The sequence below is a fragment of the Flavobacterium sp. YJ01 genome (assembly GCF_029320955.1).
Classification (GTDB): domain Bacteria; phylum Bacteroidota; class Bacteroidia; order Flavobacteriales; family Flavobacteriaceae; genus Flavobacterium.
Genome location: NZ_CP119757.1, coordinates 3,737,443 through 3,761,761 on the forward strand (window position 1 = coordinate 3,737,443; position 24,319 = coordinate 3,761,761).

Sequence of the window (24,319 nt, forward strand, 5' to 3'; positions counted from 1 at the left end):
GAAATTGATTTTAGTAGCACAAATTTAGTTAAAAATGTTTGAGCAAATTGCATTTTATGATTTTGCTAACTACAGTTTCTTAAAATCGGTTGGTTTCATGTTTTTTCGTTTTTTGAAATAATTCGTCAAATGACTTTCGTCTGTAAAACCAAATTCATAGGCAATCTGTTTAATAGGCAATTGATTGTTGTGAAATCTTTTTTCGATTAAAGTTGTTCTCAAATTATGAATATACTCTCGATAACTTATGCTAAATGTTCTTTTAAAATAAGCACTAAAATAAGTTTGGGCAATATTAAAATGCTCTGCAATAACTTTTATCTGAACCAATTTGGGTTGATAAATATTCTGATGAATATAATTTGCAATTTGTTCGTTGTCCAAGTGAGTCGATTTCATCTGTAAATTCATGCCTCGAATCGTTTCTTTAATTAAACCGAAAATCGAAAGAATCTGATAAAAAACAATTGGTGAAGAAGTTACATCAATATATTTTCCGTACGTGACAATGTTTTCAACCGTGTTTTTCAGAATCGTTTTACAAGGTTCATCAAACTTCAAAACGGTTTCTTTTAGGATTTTATCGCGCATGAAACTTTCTGGAGTATTTACTAAAAATTCATCACAAGTAAGATTCTGTTTAGAGTTGAAATAATTGTCGGTAAATTTGATAAACGTAAAACGCGTACTTTTCTTTATGTCAAAATAATGTTCATCATCTGGAGAAATAACAAATAAATCGCCAGCTTTATATGGTAAAAGATTATTGTTTAAATGATGAATTCCGCTTCCTTTATTAATGTAGATGATTTCGTAATATGTATGGGTATGCGGCGGAAGATGAAATTTTTCTTCTTCAAACTCATCAAGTACTAGCGTTTTAAACTGATTTAATTTCGGCATAACTTAATTGTACAATTTTATGTCGCAAATTTACAATTTTTTTTAAGGTTAACGGTGTTAATTTTGCCTCGTAGAAATCTATTCCTTTCTACTTTTATTAAAATGAAAAAAAGTCTTATTGCACTCTCTTTAGGAGGGTTAACTATCGGAATTACAGAATTTGTAATGATGGGATTACTCCCGGATATTGCTTCAGATATGAAAGTTTCGATTCCTGTTGCTGGATATTTAATTTCATCTTATGCTTTAGGAGTTGTTATTGGTGCACCTTTATTGGTGATTGCTGGTAGAAATTATGCGCCTAAAAAAATGCTTTTAATCTTAGCTTTAATGCTGGCAGTTTTTAATGCATTGTCTATTATTGCTCCAGATTATAATGTTTTATTTGCATCTCGATTTCTTTCAGGTTTGCCGCATGGCGCATTCTTCGGAGTAGGAGCGGTAGTTGCAAGCCGTTTGGCTGACAAAGGAAAAGAAGCACAGGCTATATCAACAATGTTTGCAGGTTTAACAATTGCTAACTTAATCGGCGTGCCAATTGGAACTTATATTGGGCATCATTTTATTTGGCGTTATACTTTTGTGCTAATTGCCATTGTTGGATTATTAACGTTTTTGGCCATTTATTTATGGATGCCAAATCTTGAAAAAGGAGAAAGCGTCAATATGAAAACACAGCTTCAGTTTTTTAAGCGAAGAGAAGCTTGGTTAATTATAGGGATAACAGCAATTGGTTTCGGAGGTTTGTTTGCTTGGATCAGTTATATTGCTCCTTTACTTATTAATGTATCCAAATTTGCGCCAGAAGATGTTTCGTCTATTTTGATTTTAGCGGGATTAGGAATGGTCGTTGGTAATTTTGTTGGAGGAAAATTGGCAGATCGGTTTTCACCGGCACCAACTACATTAGCGTTATTAATGGTAATGTCGTTAGATTTGGTTTTGGTATATTTCTTCTCTTTTAATCAATATGTTTCTCTTTTCTTGACATTTTTAACTGGAGCTATTTCATTCTCAGTAATTGCGCCAATTCAAATGCTTATGATTCGTACTGCGAAAGGAGCAGAGATGATTGCTTCTGCGTCACTCCAAGGAAGTTTTAATATCGGTAATGCATTAGGAGCTTTTCTAGGAGGATTGCCATTGGCTGCTGGATTTAGTTATTCGTCGCCAAACTTAATTGGAGTTGCAATGTCGATGATCGGAATGGTTATTACATTCATACTGATGAGGTTGCATCAAAAACAGGTTCAAGTTCAGCCTGTATAAACTCAAAATAATTAAATTCTTAAAGCCCTTAACTTTTGTTTAAGGGCTTTTTTGTGCTTCCAAATACCTAAACTTATAGTCAAAATTACTTTTTCTATGGCTTTTTTGATCTTATTTATAGGTAAAATCAGTATAATTTTTAAAATCTAAATAAAATATTTTCATTTTTTTTAGGATTATTTTAACTTTTTAAGTGTAAAAATAACACCTAAAAATTTCGCAACTAATATTCATGTAATCGATTGTTTTTTTTGCAAAAATCGAATCAAATGAACGAATAACAATAATATATTTAATATTTTATATTCGCTAAAATTATATATCTCATATAAAAAACCAATATTTTTTTTGATATATAATTTTTTTTATGACTTTTTTATGAAAAATTATTTTTCGTTTAAAAAAAATATCTATGTTTGTGTAATCGATTACAACTTTATTTTTAATCTTCGAAATCGATTAAGTAATCAGAAATTAAACAGTAGTAAAAATTACTCTGGTTTGTTAAGAAATATAAAATCTCAAAATAAACTTAATACCTGTAATAATTAAATAAATGAATTGAAAGTAACCACAAAAAACCACTTAAACCACGACTAAAAACAATTAATAACTTAAACAATCAACCATGAACTTTAAAGAACTATTAAACAAAGGAGCAAATTTTTGCTTTAAACTTGTTTTCTTACTGTGCTTATTGATCGGCAGTCAATTACATGCGCAGGGTACAACTATAGAGGGAACCGTGACAGATGCTGCGGGACTTTCTCTTCCGGGCGTAAATGTCTTAGAGAAAGGAACTAAGAACGGAACTTCTACCGATTTTGACGGTCATTACAAACTTAAACTAACCAACCCGAAAGCGGTATTAAGCTTTTCTTTCATTGGATTTAAAACCATTGATGTTCCTGCGGCTGGTAAAACAAAAGTAAATGCAACTTTAACAGAAGACTCAAATAACTTAAATGAAGTTGTGGTTATTGGGTACGGAACATCAAAAAAATCTGATTTGACTGGTGCAGTTTCTACGATTTCTGGAAATGACTTGAAAAAAGTTCCAGTGGCAAATGTCGCTGAAGCTTTGACAGGACGTATTGCGGGTGTTCAAGTGACCTCTGCAGAAGGTTCTCCAGATGCCGATATTAGAATTAGAGTTCGTGGTGGTGGATCGCTTACTCAAGATGCTTCACCTTTGATCATTGTGGATGGATTTCCAATTAATAGCATGAATGATATTTCTTCATCTGATATCGATTCGATGACTGTTTTGAAAGATGCCGCTTCAACTGCAATCTACGGATCACGTGGTGCAAATGGAGTAATTTTGATTACAACTAAAAAAGGGAAAGATGGTAAAATAGCCGTGAATTTTAATATGTTTTACGGTATGAAAACGATGGCGAAGCAAATTGATGTTTTATCGCCAGACGATTATACTAAATGGCAATACGAATATGCTTTGCTTTCTCAAACAGGTACAAAAGTAGCTTCTGATCCTAGTTCATATACTAAGTATTTTGGAAATTGGCAAGATCAAGATATGTACAAAGGTTTGAAAGGAGATAATTGGCAAAAACAAATTTTCGGGCGTACTGGAGAAGTGCAAAGCCGTGATTTGGGAATTAGAGGTGGAACGGATAAGCTTAATTATAACTTTAATTATGCGCACTACGATGAAAAGGCAATTATGATCGGTTCTAATTATAAAAGAAACAACTTGTCTTTGGCTTTAAAAAGTAAATTAAATGAAAAGATTGATGTTGCTTTTACGGTACGTTATTCAGATACAGAGATTGATGGTGGTGGTGTAAATGAGCAAAATGAGAAATCTTCAGCAGATTCGCGTATGCGTACTATCGTTGGTTATGCGCCACTTCCTGTAGCAGGTTTAAGTTCAGATGATGTATCTGGTGATGGTTCTGATGTATTGGTTAACCCTTTAAGATCGGTTTATGATAATGAACGTCAGCAGTTTCGTAAAAACTTTAATATGTTAGGAAGTTTTGGATGGGAACTTGCAGAAAATTTAAAATTAAATGTTGACTTGGGGCTTGATAATTTTAACAATTTAGATTATCGCTATTATGGACTAACTACTTACTATATTGCAAATGCTCCGCTAGGGCCTTTACAAGGAATGCCTGCAATGATTATGGGAGATAGCAAAGAAAGACGTTTTAGAAATGCTAATACATTGAATTATGATTTTAAAAAGATAATGGGAGAAAATCATCATTTGACAGCACTTCTTGGACAAGAAAGTATTAATTACAATTCAAATACGGTAACAACTACTATTCATGGATATCCTAAGTTTTTTGATTTTGATAAAGCAAAAACATTAACAACACAAGGAACACCTCAATCAGTAGATAACTATTACAGCCCTGATGATAAATTATTGTCATTTTTCGGTCGTGCAAATTATGACTACAAAAATCGTTATATCTTATCGGCTACATTTCGTGCAGACGGATCTAGTAAATTTTTAGAGCAAAACCGTTGGGGATATTTCCCAGCTTTTGCAGCAGGATGGAAAATTTCAGAAGAAAGCTTCCTTAAAAATACAAGTTGGATCAATCTTCTAAAAGTAAGAGCTAGTTACGGTGAGGCTGGAAATAATAATATTCCTGTTGGGCAGCAAGTCCAGATTTTTCAATCTACAGCAACAACATGGATTAATGGTGTGACTAGTATTTGGGCACCTTCTAAAACAATGCCTAATCCTGATTTAAAATGGGAAACAACTGTAACTCAAAACTTCGGTTTAGATTTTGGATTTTTCAAGAATCGTTTAAGCGGTAATTTTGATGTCTACAAAAATATTACAAGTGACTTATTAATTAATTTCCCAGTTCCGGGTTCTGGATATGATTTCCAATATCGTAACATGGGAGAAACGCAAAACACAGGTTTCGAGGCTACTATTAACGTAGTTGCAATTGAAAAAGCAAAATACGGATTGAACTTCTCATTCAATATGGGTATAAACAAAAACCGTATCAACTCTTTAGGAGTTATGAATAATTTTGGAGCTGCAACAGGTTGGGCTTCTTCACAAATTGGAGATGATTACCTAATTCAAGTTGGTTCTTCACTAGGTACAATGTACGGTTATAAAAATGATGGAAGATATGAGGTTTCTGACTTCGATTATGTTGGAGGAAAATATGTTTTAAAAACAGGAGTTGTTGCTACGGCTACTACTTTGGTTGGAGACGGTAGCGGACTTAAACCTGGAGATATGAAATTGAAAGATGTTAACGGTGACGGTAAAGTAGATTTAAGCGATAAAACTGTTATTGGTAATGTTAATCCAAAAAGTTCAGGAGGTTTTGTTATTAATGGAAATGCTTACGGATTTGATTTAATGGCTGCTTTTAACTGGAGTATTGGTAATGATGTATATAATGCTGATAAAATTGAATTTTCTACAGCTAATGCTTCAGCACAGTATAAAAATTTAAATTCTACAATGGCAGATGGAAAGAGATGGACAAATTTAGATCCTGCTACAGGTCAATTAGTAACAGATCCAGCTGCATTAACTGAACTTAACGCTAATACAACAATGTGGTCACCATATATGAGAACGGCTATATTTACAGATTGGGCAGTTGAAGACGCATCATTTTTAAGATTAAATACTTTGACATTAGGGTATACAGCACCTGAGATGTTTACATCTAAACTTGGAGTTTCTAAATTGAGATTCTATCTGACGGCAAGCAATGTTTTTGTTTGGACTAACTATTCGGGTTCTGATCCGGAAGTTTCAACTAGAAGAAAAAACCCACTTACACCAGGGGTTGATTCAAGTCCTTATCCAAGAAGCAGACAAATGGTTTTTGGGATGAATCTTAATTTCTAATTTTAATTACTACAAAAAATGAAACATAAAATAATAATAGCGGGATTAATTATTTCGAGCTTATTTAGTTCTTGCCAGCAATTTGAAGATGACTATTTAGATTCGCCTGCTCAATCAACATTAGATGCTGCTTTGATTTTTTCTACACCTGGGCTTGCAAAAGGAGCTATCGATGGAATAAAAGTGCCATTTGCAGAAACTAACTCTTATAGAGGAAGATTTTTACCATATTACGGATTAAATACAGATACAGAGTGGTATAATACTTCGCAAACTGCTGGAGATAAAGCCGATTTATGTGTTTACGATGCAAAGCCAGGTAATACGGAAATGAACACAACTAATAATGCGTATTCAATGATGTTTTCAGGTATTGAACGTGCTAATGTTTGTATAAAAGGTATACGTCAATACGGAAATCCTACTCCAGGATCAGAAATGGGACAATTATTAGGAGAGGCTTTAACACTGAGAGCAATTTATTATGCTGATTTAATTAAAGCTTGGGGTGATGTTCCAGCTCGTTTTGAGCCTATTACTAGTGAAACTTTATACTTGCCTAAAACAAGCAGAGATATTCTTTATAAACAATTAATTGCAGACTTAGGAGAAGCTTCAACATTGGTTGCATGGCCAAACGCAACTGCTTACACCAATACTGTTGAACACGTAAATAAAGCCTTTGTTAAAGGATTTAGAGCTCGTTTGGCTATGGTGGCTAGTGGTTACCAACAATATCCTGATGGAGTTAGAAGAAGTAATGATCCAGAACTTTCAGTTGCTAATATGTATGCATTAGCTTTAAGAGAATCTCGTGAAGTAATTCAAAGCGGTTCAGCTCGTTTAGAGTCTACTTTTGAAGGATTATGGAGAAAATACAATGAAGAAAATACTACTGCTGGAGGAGAATCTCTTTGGGAACTTCCTTTCGCAGATGGACGTGGTAGAATGTTATTTACTTTCGCTGTAAAACATACAGCTGCTAGTGATCAATTCCAAGCTAACGGAGCTAACCGTGGCGGTGTAGCAGGACCATTACCAACTGTTTTTTATGATTATGATCAAGTTGATACTCGTAGAGATGTTACTTGTGTACCTTATAAATATGGTGCAGCGACTAATAATATAGCAAAACAAGAACTTGGTACTTTAGATACTTGGTATTTTGGTAAATATCGTTACGAATGGATGAAACGTTATGTGACTTCAACTAATGATGATGGGGTTAATAAAATGTACATGAGATATGCTGAAGTACTTCTTATTGCTGCTGAAGCTGCAAACGAATTGGAAGGTCCAGGATCGGCAATGCCTTATTTGAAAGAAATTCGTAGAAGATCATTCCCTTCAGCGTCTCAAGCAGTAAAAGTTGATACATATGTAAATGCTTTAACTAGTAAAGAAGCAATGTTTAATGCTCTTGTAACTGAAAACAAATTTGAGTTTACAGGTGAAATGGAACGTAAACAAAATTTAATTCGTTGGAATTTATTAAAAGCAAAATTAGACGAAGCTAAAACCAAAATGGCTGCTTTATCAGCTCGTACTGGTGAATATGCTGATGTACCAACAACATTATATTATAAATTTAAAGCAGATAACGTATCTATCGACATCTACGGATTAAATAGAGGAGAGAATGTAAATCCAGGAGCAACTTATACAGCTGTTACTTGGACATGGACAGGAACTACTGCAGATGCAAAAGTAAATTCATTATATAAAACTGGAGTTAACCCTGATAACAGACAATTCTGGCCAATATGGCAAGTGTTTATTGACGGAAGTAATGGTCAGTTAAAAAATGATTACGGTTATTAATAAATTTATAAATTATTATGAAAACAAAATATATATTTAAAGGATTAATAGTCGCATTTTTACTTGCCATTGCTGTTTCAAGCTGTGAAAGTTATAATGAAGGATTATTAGACAGTATAGGAAATACGAGAGAATTTTCGCCAATTGGTCTTAAAGCTACCATTAGAAATCAAACCATAGTTGAGTTAACTTGGACACCTAAAAGTGGTGATAATGCAGATCATTATGTAATAGAATTTAGTGCAGATGATCCAGAGTTCAAAACTATTTACAAAACAGTAAATGTTACAGCGTCACAACTTCCTGTGCAAGTTGCACTAGAGGGAGAAACGGTTTATTCTATTAGAGTAAAATCAGTTACTACAGGTTTAGAAGATTCTAAATGGTCAGTAACTACTGCAACAACATTATCAGAACAGCTTTTCTATGCGGTTCAGCCAGCTGATATTGATGCAAAACAAGTTACTTTAAGATGGGTTCCTAATAGTACAGTTACTCAAATTACAGTAATGCCAGGAAATATTTCTCATACAATTACCCCAGCAGAAAAAACGTCTGGTGTAGCTGTAATAACAGGACTTACTGGAGAAACGGCTTATACAGCAACATTATTAAATGGAGCTAAGAAAAGAGGCGTGGTAACTTTTACAACAGGAATAGATATTGGAACTGGTATTTTAGTAAAACCAGAAGATGATATCTTCCAGAAAATTAACGCAGCACCTGCTGGATCTGTTTTAGTGTTCATGCCTGGCGATTATACAGCGCAAACGGGAACAATAGCTGTAAATAAAACGCTAACATTAAGAGGTTTGAGACCAGCTGATAAATCAAAACTAAAAGTTAATTTCACGCTTGGAAATAATCCTGCTAACGCAAGCGAGGTAGTTAATTTCTCATTAATCGATTTAGATTTGAACGGAACAGGAACAACTGGAGGAGCAATCACAATTGGTACGGCATCGCCAACACAATTAGGAGATGTTTTAGTCAGCGGTTGTAACGTTCATGATTATCCTTCTCAATTAATGTACGGAAATGCATTAGCTAGATTAAAATCGTTTACTGTTGATAATAGTATCATTAAAAATGTAAACACTGCTGCTGGTGCTGATTTTATAGATTTCAGAACTACTTATGTGGCAAATGTAACTTTAACAAAAAGTACTTTCGATAATTGTTCATCTCGCGACTTTATTCGTTTAGATGTCGCTGCTACATTATCTGGAACAGGTTTGACTAGTACTGTTTTAGTTGACGGGTGTACAATATATGCACCTACTTTGCCAGCAGCAAGTAGAATTTTATATGTGCGTTTTGTCTCAAATACATTAACAGTGCGTAATTCATTATTGGCAGTTGGATCGGCAGTATATACAAACACGACTGCAACAGCAGTTCCGACGTTCTCAAATAATAACAATTTCAATTCGACTGGTTTGCAAGCTACAGCAAGCAATAACAGACCTGATGCTACAGCAACTGTACTTGATCCTCAATTTACAAGTGCAGCAACAGGAAACTTTACAATTAAAAATCAAGCTTTAATTGATAGAAAAGTTGGAGATCCACGTTGGACTACTGGTAACTAGAATTCATGGTTAATAAATAGGAAAAGCGGGATACAATTAAGTTTGGATTCCGCTTTTTTTTTAGTCGCAGTATACTGAAAACCGTGATTGAAAACTGCGACTAAAATTATTCGATTGATAAATCGAATTTTTCTAATAAACCTGCAAGTGCTGTGTGCGAAACTTTAGTTCCTTTAATTTTATTTTCAGACGGATCAAAAGCATAATTTCTAGAAGTTCTAAAATCTGTTTTTTCTAAAATACTTTCCACGAAAGTGGCACTAGAAAGATCACAATTTTTAAAAATAGCTAAAGATAAATCTGTGTTCGAAAAATCTGTTTCTTTTAAAGAACAATCTATAAAATTGGTTTTCTTTAATTTTTTATAAATGAAAGTGGAATAGTCCAAAAGGCAATCTTCAAAGTTCATTGAAAATAAAAAACTATTGCAAGCGCTAAAATCAAGGCCCATAAGTTTACATCCAATAAATTTGATGTTTTTTAAACCTGTATTTCGCAAAACAGCCAAAGAAAGATTGCAATTTTTAAAAGTTGAATCCAGAAAGTCGTTGTTACTCAAATCGCTTTTAGAAAAATTACAGTTTATGAATTCGCAGTTTACAAATTCAGTATTATCTAAACTTTGTTCCGAGTAATCGATGGTTTCAAAAGTTCGGTTTTGGTATAATTTGGATTCCATAAATGTTTAAAAGGCGTATAAGTTTATTCTAATTCGATGCAATCGAAAATGGTATTGTTTTGAAGCAATTCAGCCACGTTTAATTCGCTGTCTACTCTTAAAATATTGTCGCAATCTTCAAGATCAAAATTCCACTGAGATTTTGGTAACAATTGATCTAGATATGCAGAAGCAGACTCAAATTTGGCCTGGCTATCAACGGAAGTTTTAAAAACATAAATCATAATTTGCATTTTTGAGGACACAAATTTCTGAAAAAAGCCAACTTGTTTGTTAGGATTCTGTAATCAATAATTAGGATTTATCAATCAATTTTCGATATCGAATAGGTGAAATTCCTTCTGCTTTTTTGAAAAAACGGCTAAAGTAAGATTGATCTTCAAAGCCTACTTGTGTGGCTATTTCGCCAACAGAAAGCGTGGTTTGATACAGTAAATATTTGGCTTCTAATAATATGCTGTCATCAATCCATTTTACGGCAGTTTTTCCTGTAACAGTCTTTACACATTTGTTTAAATGGTTGGGAGTGATGTTTAATAAAGAAGAATAATAATTAACCTGATGCTGTGTTTTGATTTGATCGTGAATCAGTTCTTTAAATTTTCCAGTAATTGCTTCTGCCGCCGAAATACTTTTAGAAGTTTTTACAGCATTTTTATTCATTTCGTAAAACAGCGTAATCAGGTACGATTGTACAATATTCAAATCCGTAAAGGCGGTTTCAGAATATTCCTTTTTCAATCGTTCTAAAATATTTGTAATGGCACCAATATCTTCTGGACCTAGTTCGATTTTAGGATTTCCAGAGATTTTTAGAAAATCAAAATCATTCAACAATTCACGGCTGCCGTATTTTCTAATTAAAACATCAGGATGGAACTGGCAGATATAACCATTATGAATATTATTAACGTTATCAAGCGAGAAAATCTGACCAGCAGGAACCATAATCATTTGATTATCGGTCGTAGTATATTCCTGATCGCCCATTTTCATAACGTGCTGTCCCGAAGAAATAAAAATTAAAGTATGACAAGAATGTTTAGAAGGTGGAACAGGATGTTGCATGTGCATAACCGCTTCGATTTCAAGACAGAAAAAATGATCAGAATTGGATTTGAAAAGTAGATGAATAGGATTGTCTTCTCCAAGAAATTTTTCTCTGAAACCTTTCGCTTCATACGTTTTTATTTTTTCGACCTGCTTTTTCTTCATATTTAATAATATAATCTAAAATCAAGCAATTTGCATAGATTATAGTGTTTGGCGTATAAATCTTCGACAACTTCGATTACATTGTCATTTTCCTGATAAAGGCTAAAAAAGGCTTTGTCAATTGTACTGCAGCTGGCAATTTTATTATAAGTAGAACCGTAACCAGAAATGGCTCTTGCTCCAGTTATATCTAAGAAATATTGTGCTTCTTCTTCATTCAAATCTAAAACTTTAAGATTTGCAAAATGAATGATTTTACCTTTCATTTTTCCTTCAAAAAGCTCTGCAATTTCTTCGATACTGTAATAATAATCATGAAGGCAAATATTATTTTGCTGTCCAGGCATGGCTAAATAAATGATTTCATAATCTTTAAAATTATGATCTTCATAAAGCAAAATATTTAAACTTTCTTCTAAACCTTCAATAGTATCGCAAGTTTTGTGAATGCTCGAAATGCCTTGGTCAATTGCCAATTCTTCCAGACATTTAACCACATGAGTTTGGGTATCATCGTCTACATCTCGAACGCCTTCAAGGCAGAAAATAAATTTTTCATTATCCATTCAGTTTTTCTTTCTGGTTTTAAGGATTGAAATTCTTCTTTTTTGATTTTAACAAAAGTATTTTTTCTGAAACAAAATTCAGCATAGAAAACAGACTTTAACGTGTTTTTTAGATTTTAAATTTAGGTTAGAGTCACGTAAATTTTAAAGCGTATTTTTGTAAACCGAAAATACATTACGCATGATACAAATTAACCAAACGGCATCTTTTGCTATTGAAGATATATTATTCTGTTTTGCTCTCGAATCTGAAGCAGCAGAAGTTTTTAAAGGAAATAATGTTTTATTTACCGGAATCGGAAAAGTAAATGCAGCTTATGAATTGTCAAAAGCGATTCAAAAGAAAAAACCTGCCGTAATTGTAAATTTAGGATCGGCGGGAAGCAGTTGTTTTCAAAAAGGCGACGTAATCTGTTGTACTAAATTTGTACAAAGAGATATGGATGTTCGCGGTTTAGGTTTTGCACAATTCGAAACGCCTCTTTCTGGATTGCCGCCAATTTTAGAATACGGTTTATTGATGGATAATCTTCAAGAAGGAATTTGCGGAACAGGTGATAATTTCGAAATGGGACATTGTTCAGACGCGTACAATGTTGTCGATATGGAAGCCTACGCTTTAGCCATGATTGCTATGAAAGAAAATATTCCGTTTTTGAGTTTAAAATATATTTCAGACGGTGCCGATGATAATGCCGCCGAAGATTGGACAGTTCAGGTTCATAAAGCGGCGATTGCTTATGGTAAAATTTTAGGTTTGATTGAGGAAACCGAAGCTATTTCTTAACGAAATGTTTTTTAAAAGAATAAATTTAAAGTTTCAAATTGTAAAATTAGGAATTGGTAACAATTCGGCTGTCAAGAAATAATGCCGATCGCGCTGATCTACTCTCAATCGTTAGCGCAGATTTGTAATCTGTGCCCTCAAAGATTGGACACAATGCAAATCAAAAATCTTCAATAGTTGTTGATATTTTCTAAAAAACTATTGATTTTTTTTCAAAACAAATCTAACAAAACAATATCTAAATCATTTTCTAAACCGGAATAATTCCTAGCGGAACTAAAATAATAATCTTCAGGTGAACTAACAGTTTTATCTTTTACAGGATTATTATGAATGTAATCTATCTTTTGCTTAATAAATTTATTGCTGTAAATATGTTCTGCATGATAGCCATTTTGCCAAACTTTATAAGTCTGATTCTTTTTTAAATGTTCACATGCTTTCTGGAAATATTCCAGCATCCATTCTCTTCTGCTTTCGGGTTCATCTATTATAGTCTGTATTATTTTTTTGGATGTAAATTTTTTAAAATCTCTAATAATATCAGATAATACAAAACCATTTGTTCCTTTACAGAGCAAATGAATATGACTGCTCATAATACAATAGGCATAAATCTCCAAACCTTTGTTTTCCTGACAATATTTTAGTGCATTTATTAGAACACTTTTCTGATTTATTCTTGTAAATATATCGATCCATCCTACAGCAGTTATAGTTATAAAATATGCTTCATCAGTTGTTGTTGCTTTGTATTTTGTTGACACGCTCTTTTTTTTGCAAAAATAAAATAACATAAGAAAAGTTTTATTTTTTTTTATATATTTTAATGGAATTGCTTTGAGGGCACAGATTGCAAATCTGCGTTATCGTTGCGGGAAATTTTTATTTTTTATTTATAAGTTTTGAAGAAATCACTTTGCGGGCACGGATTACAAATCCGCGCTATCGTTACGGAGAGATATTTACTTGATCGAGTAAAAATAGTTGTAATAAAGTACATCTACACCCCTTAAAAAGAAAAAACTTCCTCTTCTTTTTTAAGAATAAAGCCTATTTTGCACCGAAATCGATTGATTTTTTTCATAGGTTTATCACAAATAATTATTCGGGCTTTATTCCATTTCCTTTATGCAGTACGTTAGAAGCTACTTTTTAAGTTTTATCTTATTTCTTTTTCTTCCCTTTAATTCCAAAGCGCAGGAATCTGATTTGTATTTTGATCATATCAATTACGATACGAGTTTTTCGCAAAGTATGATTTCAAGTATTCATCAGACTCAAAAAGGTTTTATCTGGATTGGGACTGCAAATGGTTTGATTAGTTATGACGGCTACAATTTTTTGAGATATGTTTACAATAAAGACATTCTCAACAGCATCAGCAATAATCATGTTAATGTGATTTTGGAAGATCGCGAAAGACAAATCTGGATCGGAACCAATAACGGACTGAATCTTTTTAATAAAAACGAAAGAACGTTTGTGAGAGTTGATGTTCAGAAAATAAAAGGCGGACGAAACTATATTTCATCCATTATTCAAGACGATCAAAACAGAATCTGGATTGGAACTTTTGGCGGAATTAAAAAACTAAACAAACAGAAATTTTTATTAGAAGAAATATCCAACGATCATAATTCTCCTTTTAGAAAAAGCAGGGTTTTGTCTTTGTTTCATGATAAAAATTACGGCGTTTTGGTCGGAACTTCTAAAGGTTTAGAATGTTTTGATCCTAAAAATGGTTCGAAAAAAGCATTGCCAAAAGCGCTTGCCGAAAATGAAGCTTTACTTAAATCGAAAGTCTGGAAAGTCATTAAAGAAAAAAATGGCGATTTATGGTTTGCAACCGAAGCAAATGGTGTTTTTCGTTTTGATGTCGACAAAAATGTGGTAATTAATTTTTTGCTAAATGCTAACAACCGAAACAGTTTATCTTCAAATTGGGTAAATGATATTGTTACGGTCGATGCCAATACAATTTGGTTTGCCACAAAAAATGGTTTGTGTGTCTATAAAAAAGACAGAAATGAATTTAGTAAATACGGACATAATCCTTTGCAGAATTATAGCCTTTCTGACGATGATGTAAAATGCTTTTTGAAAGATCGCCACAACGATATTTGGATCGGAACAAACGGAGGCGGAGTCAACTTTTTTCAAAAAACAAATACCAATTTTGTTAACGTAAGAGAAGTTGTTCGACCAAATTTCGGATTAAATAACGCGACTGTAAACGCCGTTTCAAGAGAAAATGACGGTTCAGTTTGGGTTGGAACAAACGGCGGCGGTTTGAATTATCTTGATTTTAAAAATAATAAAAGCGATTCGTATTTTGTTCAAGGTTACGATTCTGATAAAAGCGTAAATATGATTACGGCTTTAGTAAATCAGAATGAGCAGAATTTATTTTGCGGAACTTTCAACGGATTATTCAAATTCAATAAAAGCAATAAATCGTTTCAATTTATCTCGCTTTCGCGAAAGGATTCCAAAGAAAGAGAACGCCCAATTACGTCTTTATTAATGGATAATGAAGATTTATGGGTTGGAACAAACGGAAACGGATTAAAAAAAGTAATGCCAGACGGAACTGTAGAAATTTACATGGCAGATGGTTCTTCCAATTCGCTAAGTGATAATTTTATTACCGATATCGTAAATCGAAAAGACGGACTTTGGATTGCTACTCAATACGGTCTGAACTATTTTGATAAAAAGCTAAAACAAGTTACGCGAGTTTTTAAAGCGGGACCAAAAAGTGGTTTGTCAAACAATAGTTTAACTGTCATGTTTACCGATTCTAAAAATAGATTTTGGGTTGGAGCTGAAAGCGGCGGCGTGAATCTTTTTGATGAAAAGAAAGGACGTTTTTTCGAAATCAACCGATCAATGGGGTTTACGGATGAAACCATCAAAAGTATTTCAGAAGATGCGCAAGGAAATATATGGATTTCAGATAATAATTTGCTTTATAAAATTAAAACCAAAAATGTAAAATCAGTTTTTAATATTAAGGATTTTGAGATTACTTCTTTTTCTTCTAAAGATGGTTTAAAAGTCAAACAATTCTCAAATAATTGCAGTTCAAATCTAAATGCAAAAGAACTTGTTTTTGGATGTTCAAATGGTTTAATTGTTTTCAATCCTTCAAAATTGATTAAAACGGAAGACAAATCGCCAATTGTTTTAACGAAACTGATTGTTAATAATGAAGAAATTAGACCAGGAAATAAAGAGGTTTCTTTAGAAAAACGTATCAGTGAAACGACTGAAATCACTTTAAAGCACGATCAAGGATATATTGGTTTAGAATTTAGTGCGATGAATTTCATTTCGCCGGAAAAAAATGAATATGCGTATAAACTAGAAAGTTCGTTCAATAAAGACGAATGGCATGTGATTGGTTCACAGCATTATATCAATTTAACCAATTTGAATTCTGGAACGTATCTTCTAAAAATAAAAACTTCAAATGGAGGAGGAGAATGGAATCCAACCATTAAAACCTTAAAAATTATCATGCTGCCGCCGTGGTGGAAAACTTGGTGGGCGTATTTATTTTATATCGCTTTATTGGCGGGCGCTTCAGTTTTATTGTTCCGATTCTTTAGAAACCGTGAATTATTAAAACAAGCGTATTATTTGGAGCAAGTAGAAAAAGAAAGACAGGAAGAATTGTATAAAATGAAACTGGATTTTTTTACCAATGTTTCGCACGAAATCAGAACGCCATTGACCTTAATTAGTGGACCGGTTGAAGAACTTTTAAACAGTGCAGAAAAGAATTCAAATCTCGAACATAAATTAAAAACCATTAAAAGCAATTCTGATCGATTGTTGAAATTGGTTAATGAATTAATGGATTTTAGAAAAGCAGAAAAAGGAAGCATGAAAATCTATTGCGAACAGCAGGATATTGTTTCTTTCTGTTTTGATATTTATGAATCGTTTCGCGGAATTGCTGTCGAGAAGAAAATCGATTACAAATTTGTGCTGAATATCAATACGGCTTTGATTTATTTCGATAAAAATCAGATGGAAAAAGTGATTTATAATCTGCTTTCAAATGCTTTTAAATTTACAAGTAAAGGCGGTAAAATTACTTTGGCGGTGGAACAAAAAGACAATTCAGATTGTATCGAAATTAAAGTAAAAGACAACGGAATCGGAATTCCAGATAATCGTAAAAAGAAGATTTTCAAAAACTTTTTCCAGTTGGACGATCGCGGAAGTGCCAATTTGGGAAGCGGAATTGGTTTGGCTTTGAGCAAAAGTATTGTCGAACTGCATCACGGAGAAATAAAAGTACAGACCGAAGAAGATCCTAATTTCAATACCATTTTTACCATCAAATTGAAGAAAGGGAAAGAGCATTTTAAAAAATCTCAAATTGTCGAAAATGCGATTTCTATTAATGAAAATGCCAATCCAATTTCTGATGTAAAAACTGAAGTTCAGGTTTACGAACCAGAATATTTTGAAGACACCAACGATAAAAAGACGATTTTAGTAATTGATGATAATGAAGAAGTTTTGTCGTTTATTTTTGATGTGCTTCATGCCGATTATCGTGTTTTGAAATTTACTAATGGCTTAAATGCTTTAGAATATATGGATTCTGAAATTCCAGATTTGATTGTCAGTGATGTGATGATGCCCGAAATGGATGGTTTTGAATTGTGTAAAATTTTGAAAACAAGTTTGAACACGAATCATATTCCAGTTATTTTATTGACGGCAAAATCTTCAACTTTAAATAGAATTGAAGGACTTTCTACAGGAGCAGATTCTTATATTTCTAAACCATTCAGCATTGAAGAATTAAAATTGACGATTGCCAATTTATTATCTGCCAAAGAAATCATGCGTCAGAAATACGGCGAAGGTTTCATCGCAGCGGTTGAAGAAGAAAACATAAACACACCCGAAGGAATCTTTTTAAAAAAACTCACTCAGATTATTGAAAACAATCTCGACAATACCGATTTTGATGTAAACGATTTGGTTAACGAAATCGGAATGAGCCGAACCGTACTTTATAAAAAAGTCCAAACGTTGACTAATCATTCAGTTGCAGGTTTCATCAAAAATATGCGATTAAAGAAAGCAGCCAGTCTTTTGGCCAATACCAGTTTTTCTGTTTCTGAAGTAACTTATATGGTCGGATTTAATGATCGAAAACATTTCAGCAAAGAGTTTAAAAAATTCTACAATCTTTCTCCAAGCGATTATAAAAGTTCTCAAGTGAATTAACTTTTAGATTATTTAACCGCAAAGCACGCTAAGGTTTGCGCAAAGTCCGCAAAGTGATTTTATAAACTTTGCGGACTTTGCGTTTCTTCCTTTGCGAACATTGCGGTTAAATTCGTCTACTAATATAAAAATTAACCGTCTTGCTAAAAATTAAGTTTTTTATTACGAATACTATTTTTTAATGCTTTAAATAATATAAAATCCTCAAAGAAAGACATTCGCACCCCTAAATACGAATAACACCCTCCCTTGCAGACGCCTTTAATTAAGCACTTTTGCAATGTAATCACACGATTTATTAATTAACTAACCAAACCAATTTACAATGAAAAACAACAAACCCGAAAAGATGCTTTTTCTTGGTGGAAATTATCTAAAACTAGTTTTGATGCTTTTGATGTGCATATTGTCCACGAATATGCAAGCACAGGAAAATGCCGTTAGCGGAAAAGTAGTAGATACTAAAGGACTGCCTTTGCCAGGTGTAAACGTCCATGTAAAAGGAAGCACAAAAGGAACCCAAACTGATTTTGACGGTAACTTCAGTATTAATATCGCTCCAAAAAGCATATTAGTTTTTTCTTTTATCGGAATGGACGAAGTGTCTGTTGATACCGAAAATAAGAAAAACCTAAAAGTAGTTCTTAAAGAAAGTTCTCAAGCACTTGATGAGATAGTAGTAGTAGGTTACGGCACGAAAAAGAAAAGTGACGTGATCAGTTCTGTGGCTTCGGTAAAACCAGGCGATTTAACAAAAGTAGCCACTTCTGATGTTGGAGAAATGCTTAGAGGTAAAGCAGCCGGAGTTCAGGTGAGCTTAAACGATGGTGGACCAGGGAGTTCTTCTTCAATTCAAATTAGAGGAAAAAAATCCATTAATGGAAGTAACGAACCAATCGTAATTGCGGACGGAATCGTAATCGGAAGTATTAATGATATTAATGCGAACGATATTGCTTCTTTAGAAATTCTAAAAGATGCCGCTGCACAATCTGTTTATGGAGCAAGAGCATCAAATGGAGTTATTTTAATTACTACAAAAAGAGGAAAAACAGGAAAAGCAAAAATCTCTTATAATGGTTTTTCAGGAGTGCAAACTGTAAATAGAAACTTTGATGTTTATAGCGGAGAAGAATTTGCGCAGCTAAAAAGAGAAGCGTACAGAACAAGTAATAATGGCGTTTATAGGCCAGACGATCAGGTTTTTACTCCACTAGAATTACAATCTATTCAATCTGGAAAATATATTGATTGGGAAAAATTGGTTTTAAGAACCGGAGTTACCAATAACCACAGTTTAAGTGTTTCTTCTGGAACTGATAAAACGAGTATATTTTCTAGTATCAACTACATCAATACTTCGGGAGTTGTTCCAAACTCAGATTATGATAAAGTTGCGATGAGAGTAAACGTAGACCAAAGAGTTACAGATTGGCTAAAAATCGGAATGAATGTTTCGCTTCAGTATTCAGAATCAAATCGTCCGAATGTGGGGAATATTTTAAATAATGCCATTAACACGTCGCCATTAGGTCAAGTTTATAATCCAGACGGTTCTTTCCGTTATTTGCCTGGAGGAATTCAGGAAACACCAAATCCGCTTATTGATGTTTATGAAACGACTACAAACGAGTTGAATCGTAACGATATCATGAACATATTTCTAGATATAAATCTTGCAAAAGGTTTTACTTATAAATTAAATGCCAGCCGCAGATCTTGGAATTTCAAAGCGATGTCTTTTAATTCTTCAAAATCTCTTTCTGGAATTGCTAATTCTGGACAAGGAAGTGGTTTTATCCGTTTTCAGGATAATGTAGAATATCAATTGAGTAATATTTTGCATTATAATTTGAATTTAGCCGAAAAAAATCATTTTAACGTAACGGGAGTTTATGAGATTACTTCGTCAGAATATAATGACTTCAGAAATTCGGCAAGCAGAATTCCGAGTGATATTCTTGGAATTTATGGTTTAGAAAGTGCTTTCTTAAATACGCCTGAAATTGGAGGAAATGAAAGATCCTTAATTTCTTTCGCAGGAAAATTAGAATATGATTTTGACAGCAAATATTATTTCACAGTTTCAGGAAGAGCAGATGGATCTTCAGTATTTGGTGCCAACAACAAATGGGGATTCTTTCCAGCGGTTAATGCGGCATGGAATGTTTCTAACGAAGAATTCATGAAAGAACACGTTCCTGTTTTGAGTAATTTAAAATTAAGAGCGAGTTATGGAAAGGTTGGAAACCAGCCTAAAGATCCATATCAAAGTATGGCAACTGCTACACAAAGAGATTACATTATAAATGGTGTAAAAGTTTCTGGATATGTGCCAGGCACGCAATTGTCAAATCCAGATTTAAAATGGGAAACTTCAACGCAATTAAACCTTGCAGCAGATTTCGGTTTGTTTAAAAACAGATTAACAGGAACTGTTGAGGTTTACAATACAGATACTTCAGATTTATTGATTTATGAAACTTTAAATGCGAATACAGGTTATACTTTAAAACTTTCAAATATTGGAAAAGTAAACAACAAAGGTTTGGAGGTTACTTTGAATGGTGATTTAATTAAAAAGAAAGATTTTAGATTGAATCTTGGCGCAACTTTCACTAAAAACAAAAATAGCATTGTAAGTATTTATGGAAAAGATGCAGATGGAGACGGTAGAGAAGATGATGCAGTTGGAAACTTATGGTTCATCGGAAAACCAATTGATGTTTACTACCGCTATAAAGCAGTTGGAATTTATCAGGAAGGAGAAAATATTCCGCTTGTAACGGGAACAACTTTGTATCCTGGAGATATCAAATTATATGATGCAGATCCATCAAATGGTGCGAATCCAAATCCAGATCAAGACAGAGTTATCACTTCAAAAATGCCAGATTGGTTCGGAACTTTTTCTTTGGCTTTAGAATACAAACAATTCGATTTCTCAGCAGATATTTATACAGTTCAAGGCATTACAAGAGATAATCCATTTTTATATGATTATGTAAGAGGAGGATCTTTAAGAGGTGTTAAAAACGGTATCAAACAAAATTATTGGACACCAGAAAATCCAGGAGGAAATTGGCCAAGACCAAGAGATGGAAATGATCCGCCGTACATCAATACTTTAGGACTTCAAGATGCATCATACATTCGTTTACAAAACGTTTCAGTTGGATTTAAATTTCCAGAAAACACTCTTAAATCTTTAGGATTGACCAATATGAGACTTTATGTTACAGGAAGTAATTTGGTTACACTTACAGATTATCAATCGTATAGTCCAGAAAAAGAAGTTTACGATTATCCAGAACCTGTTACTTGTGTTATTGGCTTACAAGTAGGTTTTTAATAACACAGTTTGAGACATTCAATAAAATAAAAAAATAACAAGATCATGAAAAATATACATTTTCTATTTCTTTTGGTTTTCGGACTTTCTTTGGGACTTACTTCTTGCGAAGAATTTCTAGAAGAAACAGTAAAAGATCAAGTATCTGTAGATTATATCTACAATTCTCCAGCGGGTTTAGAAGTTGGAGTTAATGCACTTTACAATCAGATGCGTTTTTATAATTTACCGTCTGGAGATAATAACGATTTGTGGGCCAATGTTTTCTTTATGGTAGCAACCGATTTAGGCTTACATAGAACTTGGAATACACCTTACGGAACAGGTCATAATCCGCAATCTTTTACAGGTTCAAAATGGATTCAAGGCTATAAAATTATCGACAGATGTTCGGCAATTATTACAGCTGCAAGATCGATACAAATGGACGAAGCTGCGAAAAAAAGATTAGTGGCGCAGGCACGTGTTATTCGCGGTGAATTGTATTTGGATTTAAAACAAATGTATGGTGGAATTTTAATCGATACGATTCCAACAACTCCGCAAAACATCAACGATCCTGTAGAATATAAAGTAGCAAGCGATGCCGATGTTTACAAATTAATTGATGGAGATTTGGATTACGCAATTGCAAATCTTCCTTTCAAAGTAGATCCAGGACGTTACGGTCAAGGAGTTGCAAGACACATTCGTGGGAAAAGCGCTTTATGGCAGCAAGACTGGGCAGGTGCTGCAGCTCAATTTGATGCTATTATTAATGACGGAACTCATGGTTTAGTAAATCTTATTGATGTTTGGGGACAAAACGGAAATCATAAAGAATCACTTTTTACGTATCAGAAAGATTTCTTATTAGGTCCAAGCGATGACTTAGCTGGTGGCGGCGGTTCTTGGTTGAGCAGTGTTTTTACACATAGAACTTACGAATTGAATACAAGCGAGTTGATTCAGGATGTCGCTTACGGAGGTCAAGCTTTAGGATGGTTTTATCCAAATAATTACTTGAAATCACTTTATGATCAGACTAACGATTTAAGATTCAAAACGTATTATTATTCAGATAATTATCAAGATTATAAAATCAATGTTCCAGGAAATCCAAAATTTGGGCAACCGATAACTAATCCTGCAATTGCAGCTCCAAATGGAAATTACAGAGCTTGGCACTGGAGTTTGAAGAAATATCATGATTCAGAAAAACTGCCAATGACTTCAAACAGTTATAAAGATTATATGTATTACAGATTGGCAGAAACGTATTTGTTAGCATCTGAAGCGTATCATAATTTAGGAAATGACGGAAAAGCATTGGCTTATTTGAACAAAGTAAGAAGAAGAGGTTACACAGGAAATCCTGAAAGCGCGGTAACTACTTATGATTTGACAGCTTGGACTTTAAATAATTATTTAGACGAATCAGCAAGAGAATTGGCTTTCGAAAATAACAGATGGTTTTTATTGAAAAGATTAGGACTTCTGGTAGAAAGACAGAATTTGTATTTCCGTTCAAGTCCTTCTGGAACTATTTCTGGTGAAGTACAATTAAAAATGACTCCTGTAATGGTAAACATGCCAATTCCGCAATCGCAAATCGATTTGATGGGAAAACCTGCAGGATTTAACGTTGGTTATTAATTGATTTTAACACATAGAAACATAGATTTAAAATTACGAAAAGAGTTTAAAAAAAGAAACCAGTTTCTCACACATAGAGAACTATGTGAATTTAAATAAGTGAAACGCCTTTGCTAAGTTTGAAAAAATCTATGATTCTATGTGTTTAAAAAATTAAATGCAATGAATTATGGTTAAAATTAGTAATAACCCAATCTGGAAACCAATTTTGGTTTTGGTTTCCAGATCTATTAAAAATTAACACGATGATAAAACAATATATTTTAGGAGCATTAACCGCTTTGATGTTTGCCTCTTGCAGCAACGACGAAAAAGTGGTTTTTATTAATGCTGAAGAAGGCGATTCAGGAAATCCAAATCCGATTACACAGACTTTAAAGGAAAAGGCAAAATTTAAAATTGGAGCCGCAGTCAAAATGAGAGATTTGCAAAATGAAGCCAATTTTAAAAATGCAGTTTTAAAACATTACAGTCAGATTACAGCCGAATTTGAAATGAAAATGGCGAGTATCTGGACTTCTTCAACGGCTTACAATTATACCCCAGCCGATTATCTAGTTGGTTTTGCTCAGGATAATAAATTAGAAGTTCACGGGCATACTTTAGTTTGGTACGATTCTTTTCCAGAATGGTTTAAAAATGCCAAATACGATTCAATTGCTTTCGAATCGAAAGTCAAAGTTTACATTACCGATGTTGTAGGACGTTACAAAGGCAAAGTAAAAAGCTGGGATGTTGTAAACGAAGTTTTTGCCGATGGCGGAGCAATGAGAAATGAAACTGTTATTAATTCTTTGTTTAAAGATCCAATCGGATTTTACGGCAGATGTTTCCGTTACGCAAAAGCGGCAGATCCAGATGCAAAATTATTTTACAATGATTACAGCGTAGTTTTAGACGCAGGGAAAAGAGCTTCCATCAAAAAAATGGTGACCAGATTCAAAGCAAACGGAGTTCCAATAGATGGTTTAGGAGATCAGTTTCATTACGCAACAGATACCAACAGACAAACCATGAAAACGGGTTTTACCGATATGGCTTCGACAGGATTGCTAATTCACATTTCAGAATTAGATATCAAGGTAAATACAGCAAAATCAGATTCGTACGTTTTTAATGATGCCGAAGCGCAAAAACAATCTGAAACCTACAAATACATTACATCGATGTACGAAGAATTGCCTCAAACTCAAAAATTTGCCATTTCAACTTGGGGAGTAACGGATAAATATACTTGGCTTACAAGCTTCTGGCATTCAAAAGAATATCCTTTGCTATTAGATGCTGATTACAATAAAAAGCCAGCTTACCAAGGATTTTTAGATGGATTGAAATAGGATTTTAGAATATAGAACATAGAGAATGGAATATAG

The 24,319-nt window shown here is 33.5% G+C and carries 15 protein-coding genes; 9 read left to right on the forward strand and 6 right to left on the reverse strand.

Annotation, left to right across the window (positions count from 1 at the left end):
- Positions 1 to 69 precede the first annotated feature (69 nt).
- Complete coding sequence (locus P0R33_RS16420; RefSeq protein WP_276172277.1) at positions 70 to 903, reverse strand: AraC family transcriptional regulator; 834 nt, start codon at positions 901 to 903, stop codon at positions 70 to 72.
- A 102-nt stretch (positions 904 to 1,005) separates the two neighbouring features.
- On the opposite strand from P0R33_RS16420, the gene P0R33_RS16425 reads away from it, so the two are divergent.
- The 4 genes from P0R33_RS16425 to P0R33_RS16440 all read left to right on the forward strand — a co-directional run bounded on the left by P0R33_RS16425 (position 1,006) and on the right by P0R33_RS16440 (position 9,456).
- Positions 1,006 to 2,172 carry an MFS transporter gene (locus P0R33_RS16425; RefSeq protein ID WP_276172278.1) on the forward strand — a complete coding sequence of 389 codons (1,167 nt, stop codon included), beginning with the start codon at positions 1,006 to 1,008 and terminating at the stop codon, positions 2,170 to 2,172.
- 628 nt (positions 2,173 to 2,800) lie between these two features.
- Positions 2,801 to 6,043 (forward strand): TonB-dependent receptor, encoded by a 3,243-nt coding sequence (locus P0R33_RS16430; protein ID WP_276172279.1) that lies wholly within the window; start codon positions 2,801 to 2,803, stop codon positions 6,041 to 6,043.
- Positions 6,044 to 6,061: 18 nt separating this feature from the next.
- A complete protein-coding gene (locus P0R33_RS16435; RefSeq protein WP_276172280.1) occupies positions 6,062 to 7,864 on the forward strand; it encodes a RagB/SusD family nutrient uptake outer membrane protein in 1,803 nt (600 codons plus the stop codon).
- Positions 7,865 to 7,881: 17 nt separating this feature from the next.
- A complete protein-coding gene (locus P0R33_RS16440; protein ID WP_276172281.1) occupies positions 7,882 to 9,456 on the forward strand; it encodes a DUF4957 domain-containing protein in 1,575 nt (524 codons plus the stop codon).
- Between the two features lie 106 nt (positions 9,457 to 9,562).
- On the opposite strand, the gene P0R33_RS16445 is transcribed toward P0R33_RS16440, so the two are convergent.
- The 4 genes from P0R33_RS16445 to P0R33_RS16460 all read right to left on the reverse strand — a co-directional run bounded on the left by P0R33_RS16445 (position 9,563) and on the right by P0R33_RS16460 (position 11,916).
- Complete coding sequence (locus tag P0R33_RS16445; RefSeq protein WP_276172282.1) at positions 9,563 to 10,135, reverse strand: pentapeptide repeat-containing protein; 573 nt, start codon at positions 10,133 to 10,135, stop codon at positions 9,563 to 9,565.
- A 23-nt stretch (positions 10,136 to 10,158) separates the two neighbouring features.
- A complete protein-coding gene (locus P0R33_RS16450) occupies positions 10,159 to 10,368 on the reverse strand; it encodes a hypothetical protein (RefSeq protein WP_276172283.1) in 210 nt (69 codons plus the stop codon).
- A 61-nt stretch (positions 10,369 to 10,429) separates the two neighbouring features.
- Entirely contained in the window at positions 10,430 to 11,350 is a 921-nt protein-coding gene (locus P0R33_RS16455) for an AraC family transcriptional regulator (protein WP_276172284.1), read from the reverse strand.
- 2 nt (positions 11,351 to 11,352) lie between these two features.
- Positions 11,353 to 11,916 carry a DUF6642 family protein gene (locus P0R33_RS16460; protein WP_276172285.1) on the reverse strand — a complete coding sequence of 188 codons (564 nt, stop codon included), beginning with the start codon at positions 11,914 to 11,916 and terminating at the stop codon, positions 11,353 to 11,355.
- Between the two features lie 181 nt (positions 11,917 to 12,097).
- Between P0R33_RS16460 and P0R33_RS16465 the strand changes: the two genes are divergently transcribed.
- Positions 12,098 to 12,703 (forward strand): nucleosidase, encoded by a 606-nt coding sequence (locus P0R33_RS16465; protein WP_276172286.1) that lies wholly within the window; start codon positions 12,098 to 12,100, stop codon positions 12,701 to 12,703.
- A gap of 212 nt (positions 12,704 to 12,915) precedes the next feature.
- Here the strand turns inward: P0R33_RS16465 and P0R33_RS16470 are convergent, their stop codons facing one another.
- Positions 12,916 to 13,470 carry a transposase gene (locus tag P0R33_RS16470; protein WP_276172287.1) on the reverse strand — a complete coding sequence of 185 codons (555 nt, stop codon included), beginning with the start codon at positions 13,468 to 13,470 and terminating at the stop codon, positions 12,916 to 12,918.
- A gap of 364 nt (positions 13,471 to 13,834) precedes the next feature.
- Between P0R33_RS16470 and P0R33_RS16475 the strand changes: the two genes are divergently transcribed.
- The 4 genes from P0R33_RS16475 (at position 13,835) to P0R33_RS16490 (ending at position 24,283) form a co-directional block, all read left to right on the forward strand.
- Entirely contained in the window at positions 13,835 to 17,959 is a 4,125-nt protein-coding gene (locus tag P0R33_RS16475; RefSeq protein ID WP_276172288.1) for a two-component regulator propeller domain-containing protein, read from the forward strand.
- Positions 17,960 to 18,284: 325 nt separating this feature from the next.
- Positions 18,285 to 21,311 (forward strand): TonB-dependent receptor, encoded by a 3,027-nt coding sequence (locus P0R33_RS16480; RefSeq protein ID WP_276172289.1) that lies wholly within the window; start codon positions 18,285 to 18,287, stop codon positions 21,309 to 21,311.
- A gap of 45 nt (positions 21,312 to 21,356) precedes the next feature.
- On the forward strand, positions 21,357 to 22,946 hold the full coding sequence (locus P0R33_RS16485; RefSeq protein ID WP_276172290.1) for a RagB/SusD family nutrient uptake outer membrane protein: 1,590 nt from the start codon (positions 21,357 to 21,359) through the stop codon (positions 22,944 to 22,946).
- 245 nt (positions 22,947 to 23,191) lie between these two features.
- The gene (locus P0R33_RS16490; RefSeq protein WP_276172291.1) at positions 23,192 to 24,283 is read left to right on the forward strand and encodes an endo-1,4-beta-xylanase; all 1,092 of its coding nucleotides are present in this window, start codon (positions 23,192 to 23,194) and stop codon (positions 24,281 to 24,283) included.
- The last annotated feature ends 36 nt before the right edge of the window (positions 24,284 to 24,319 follow it).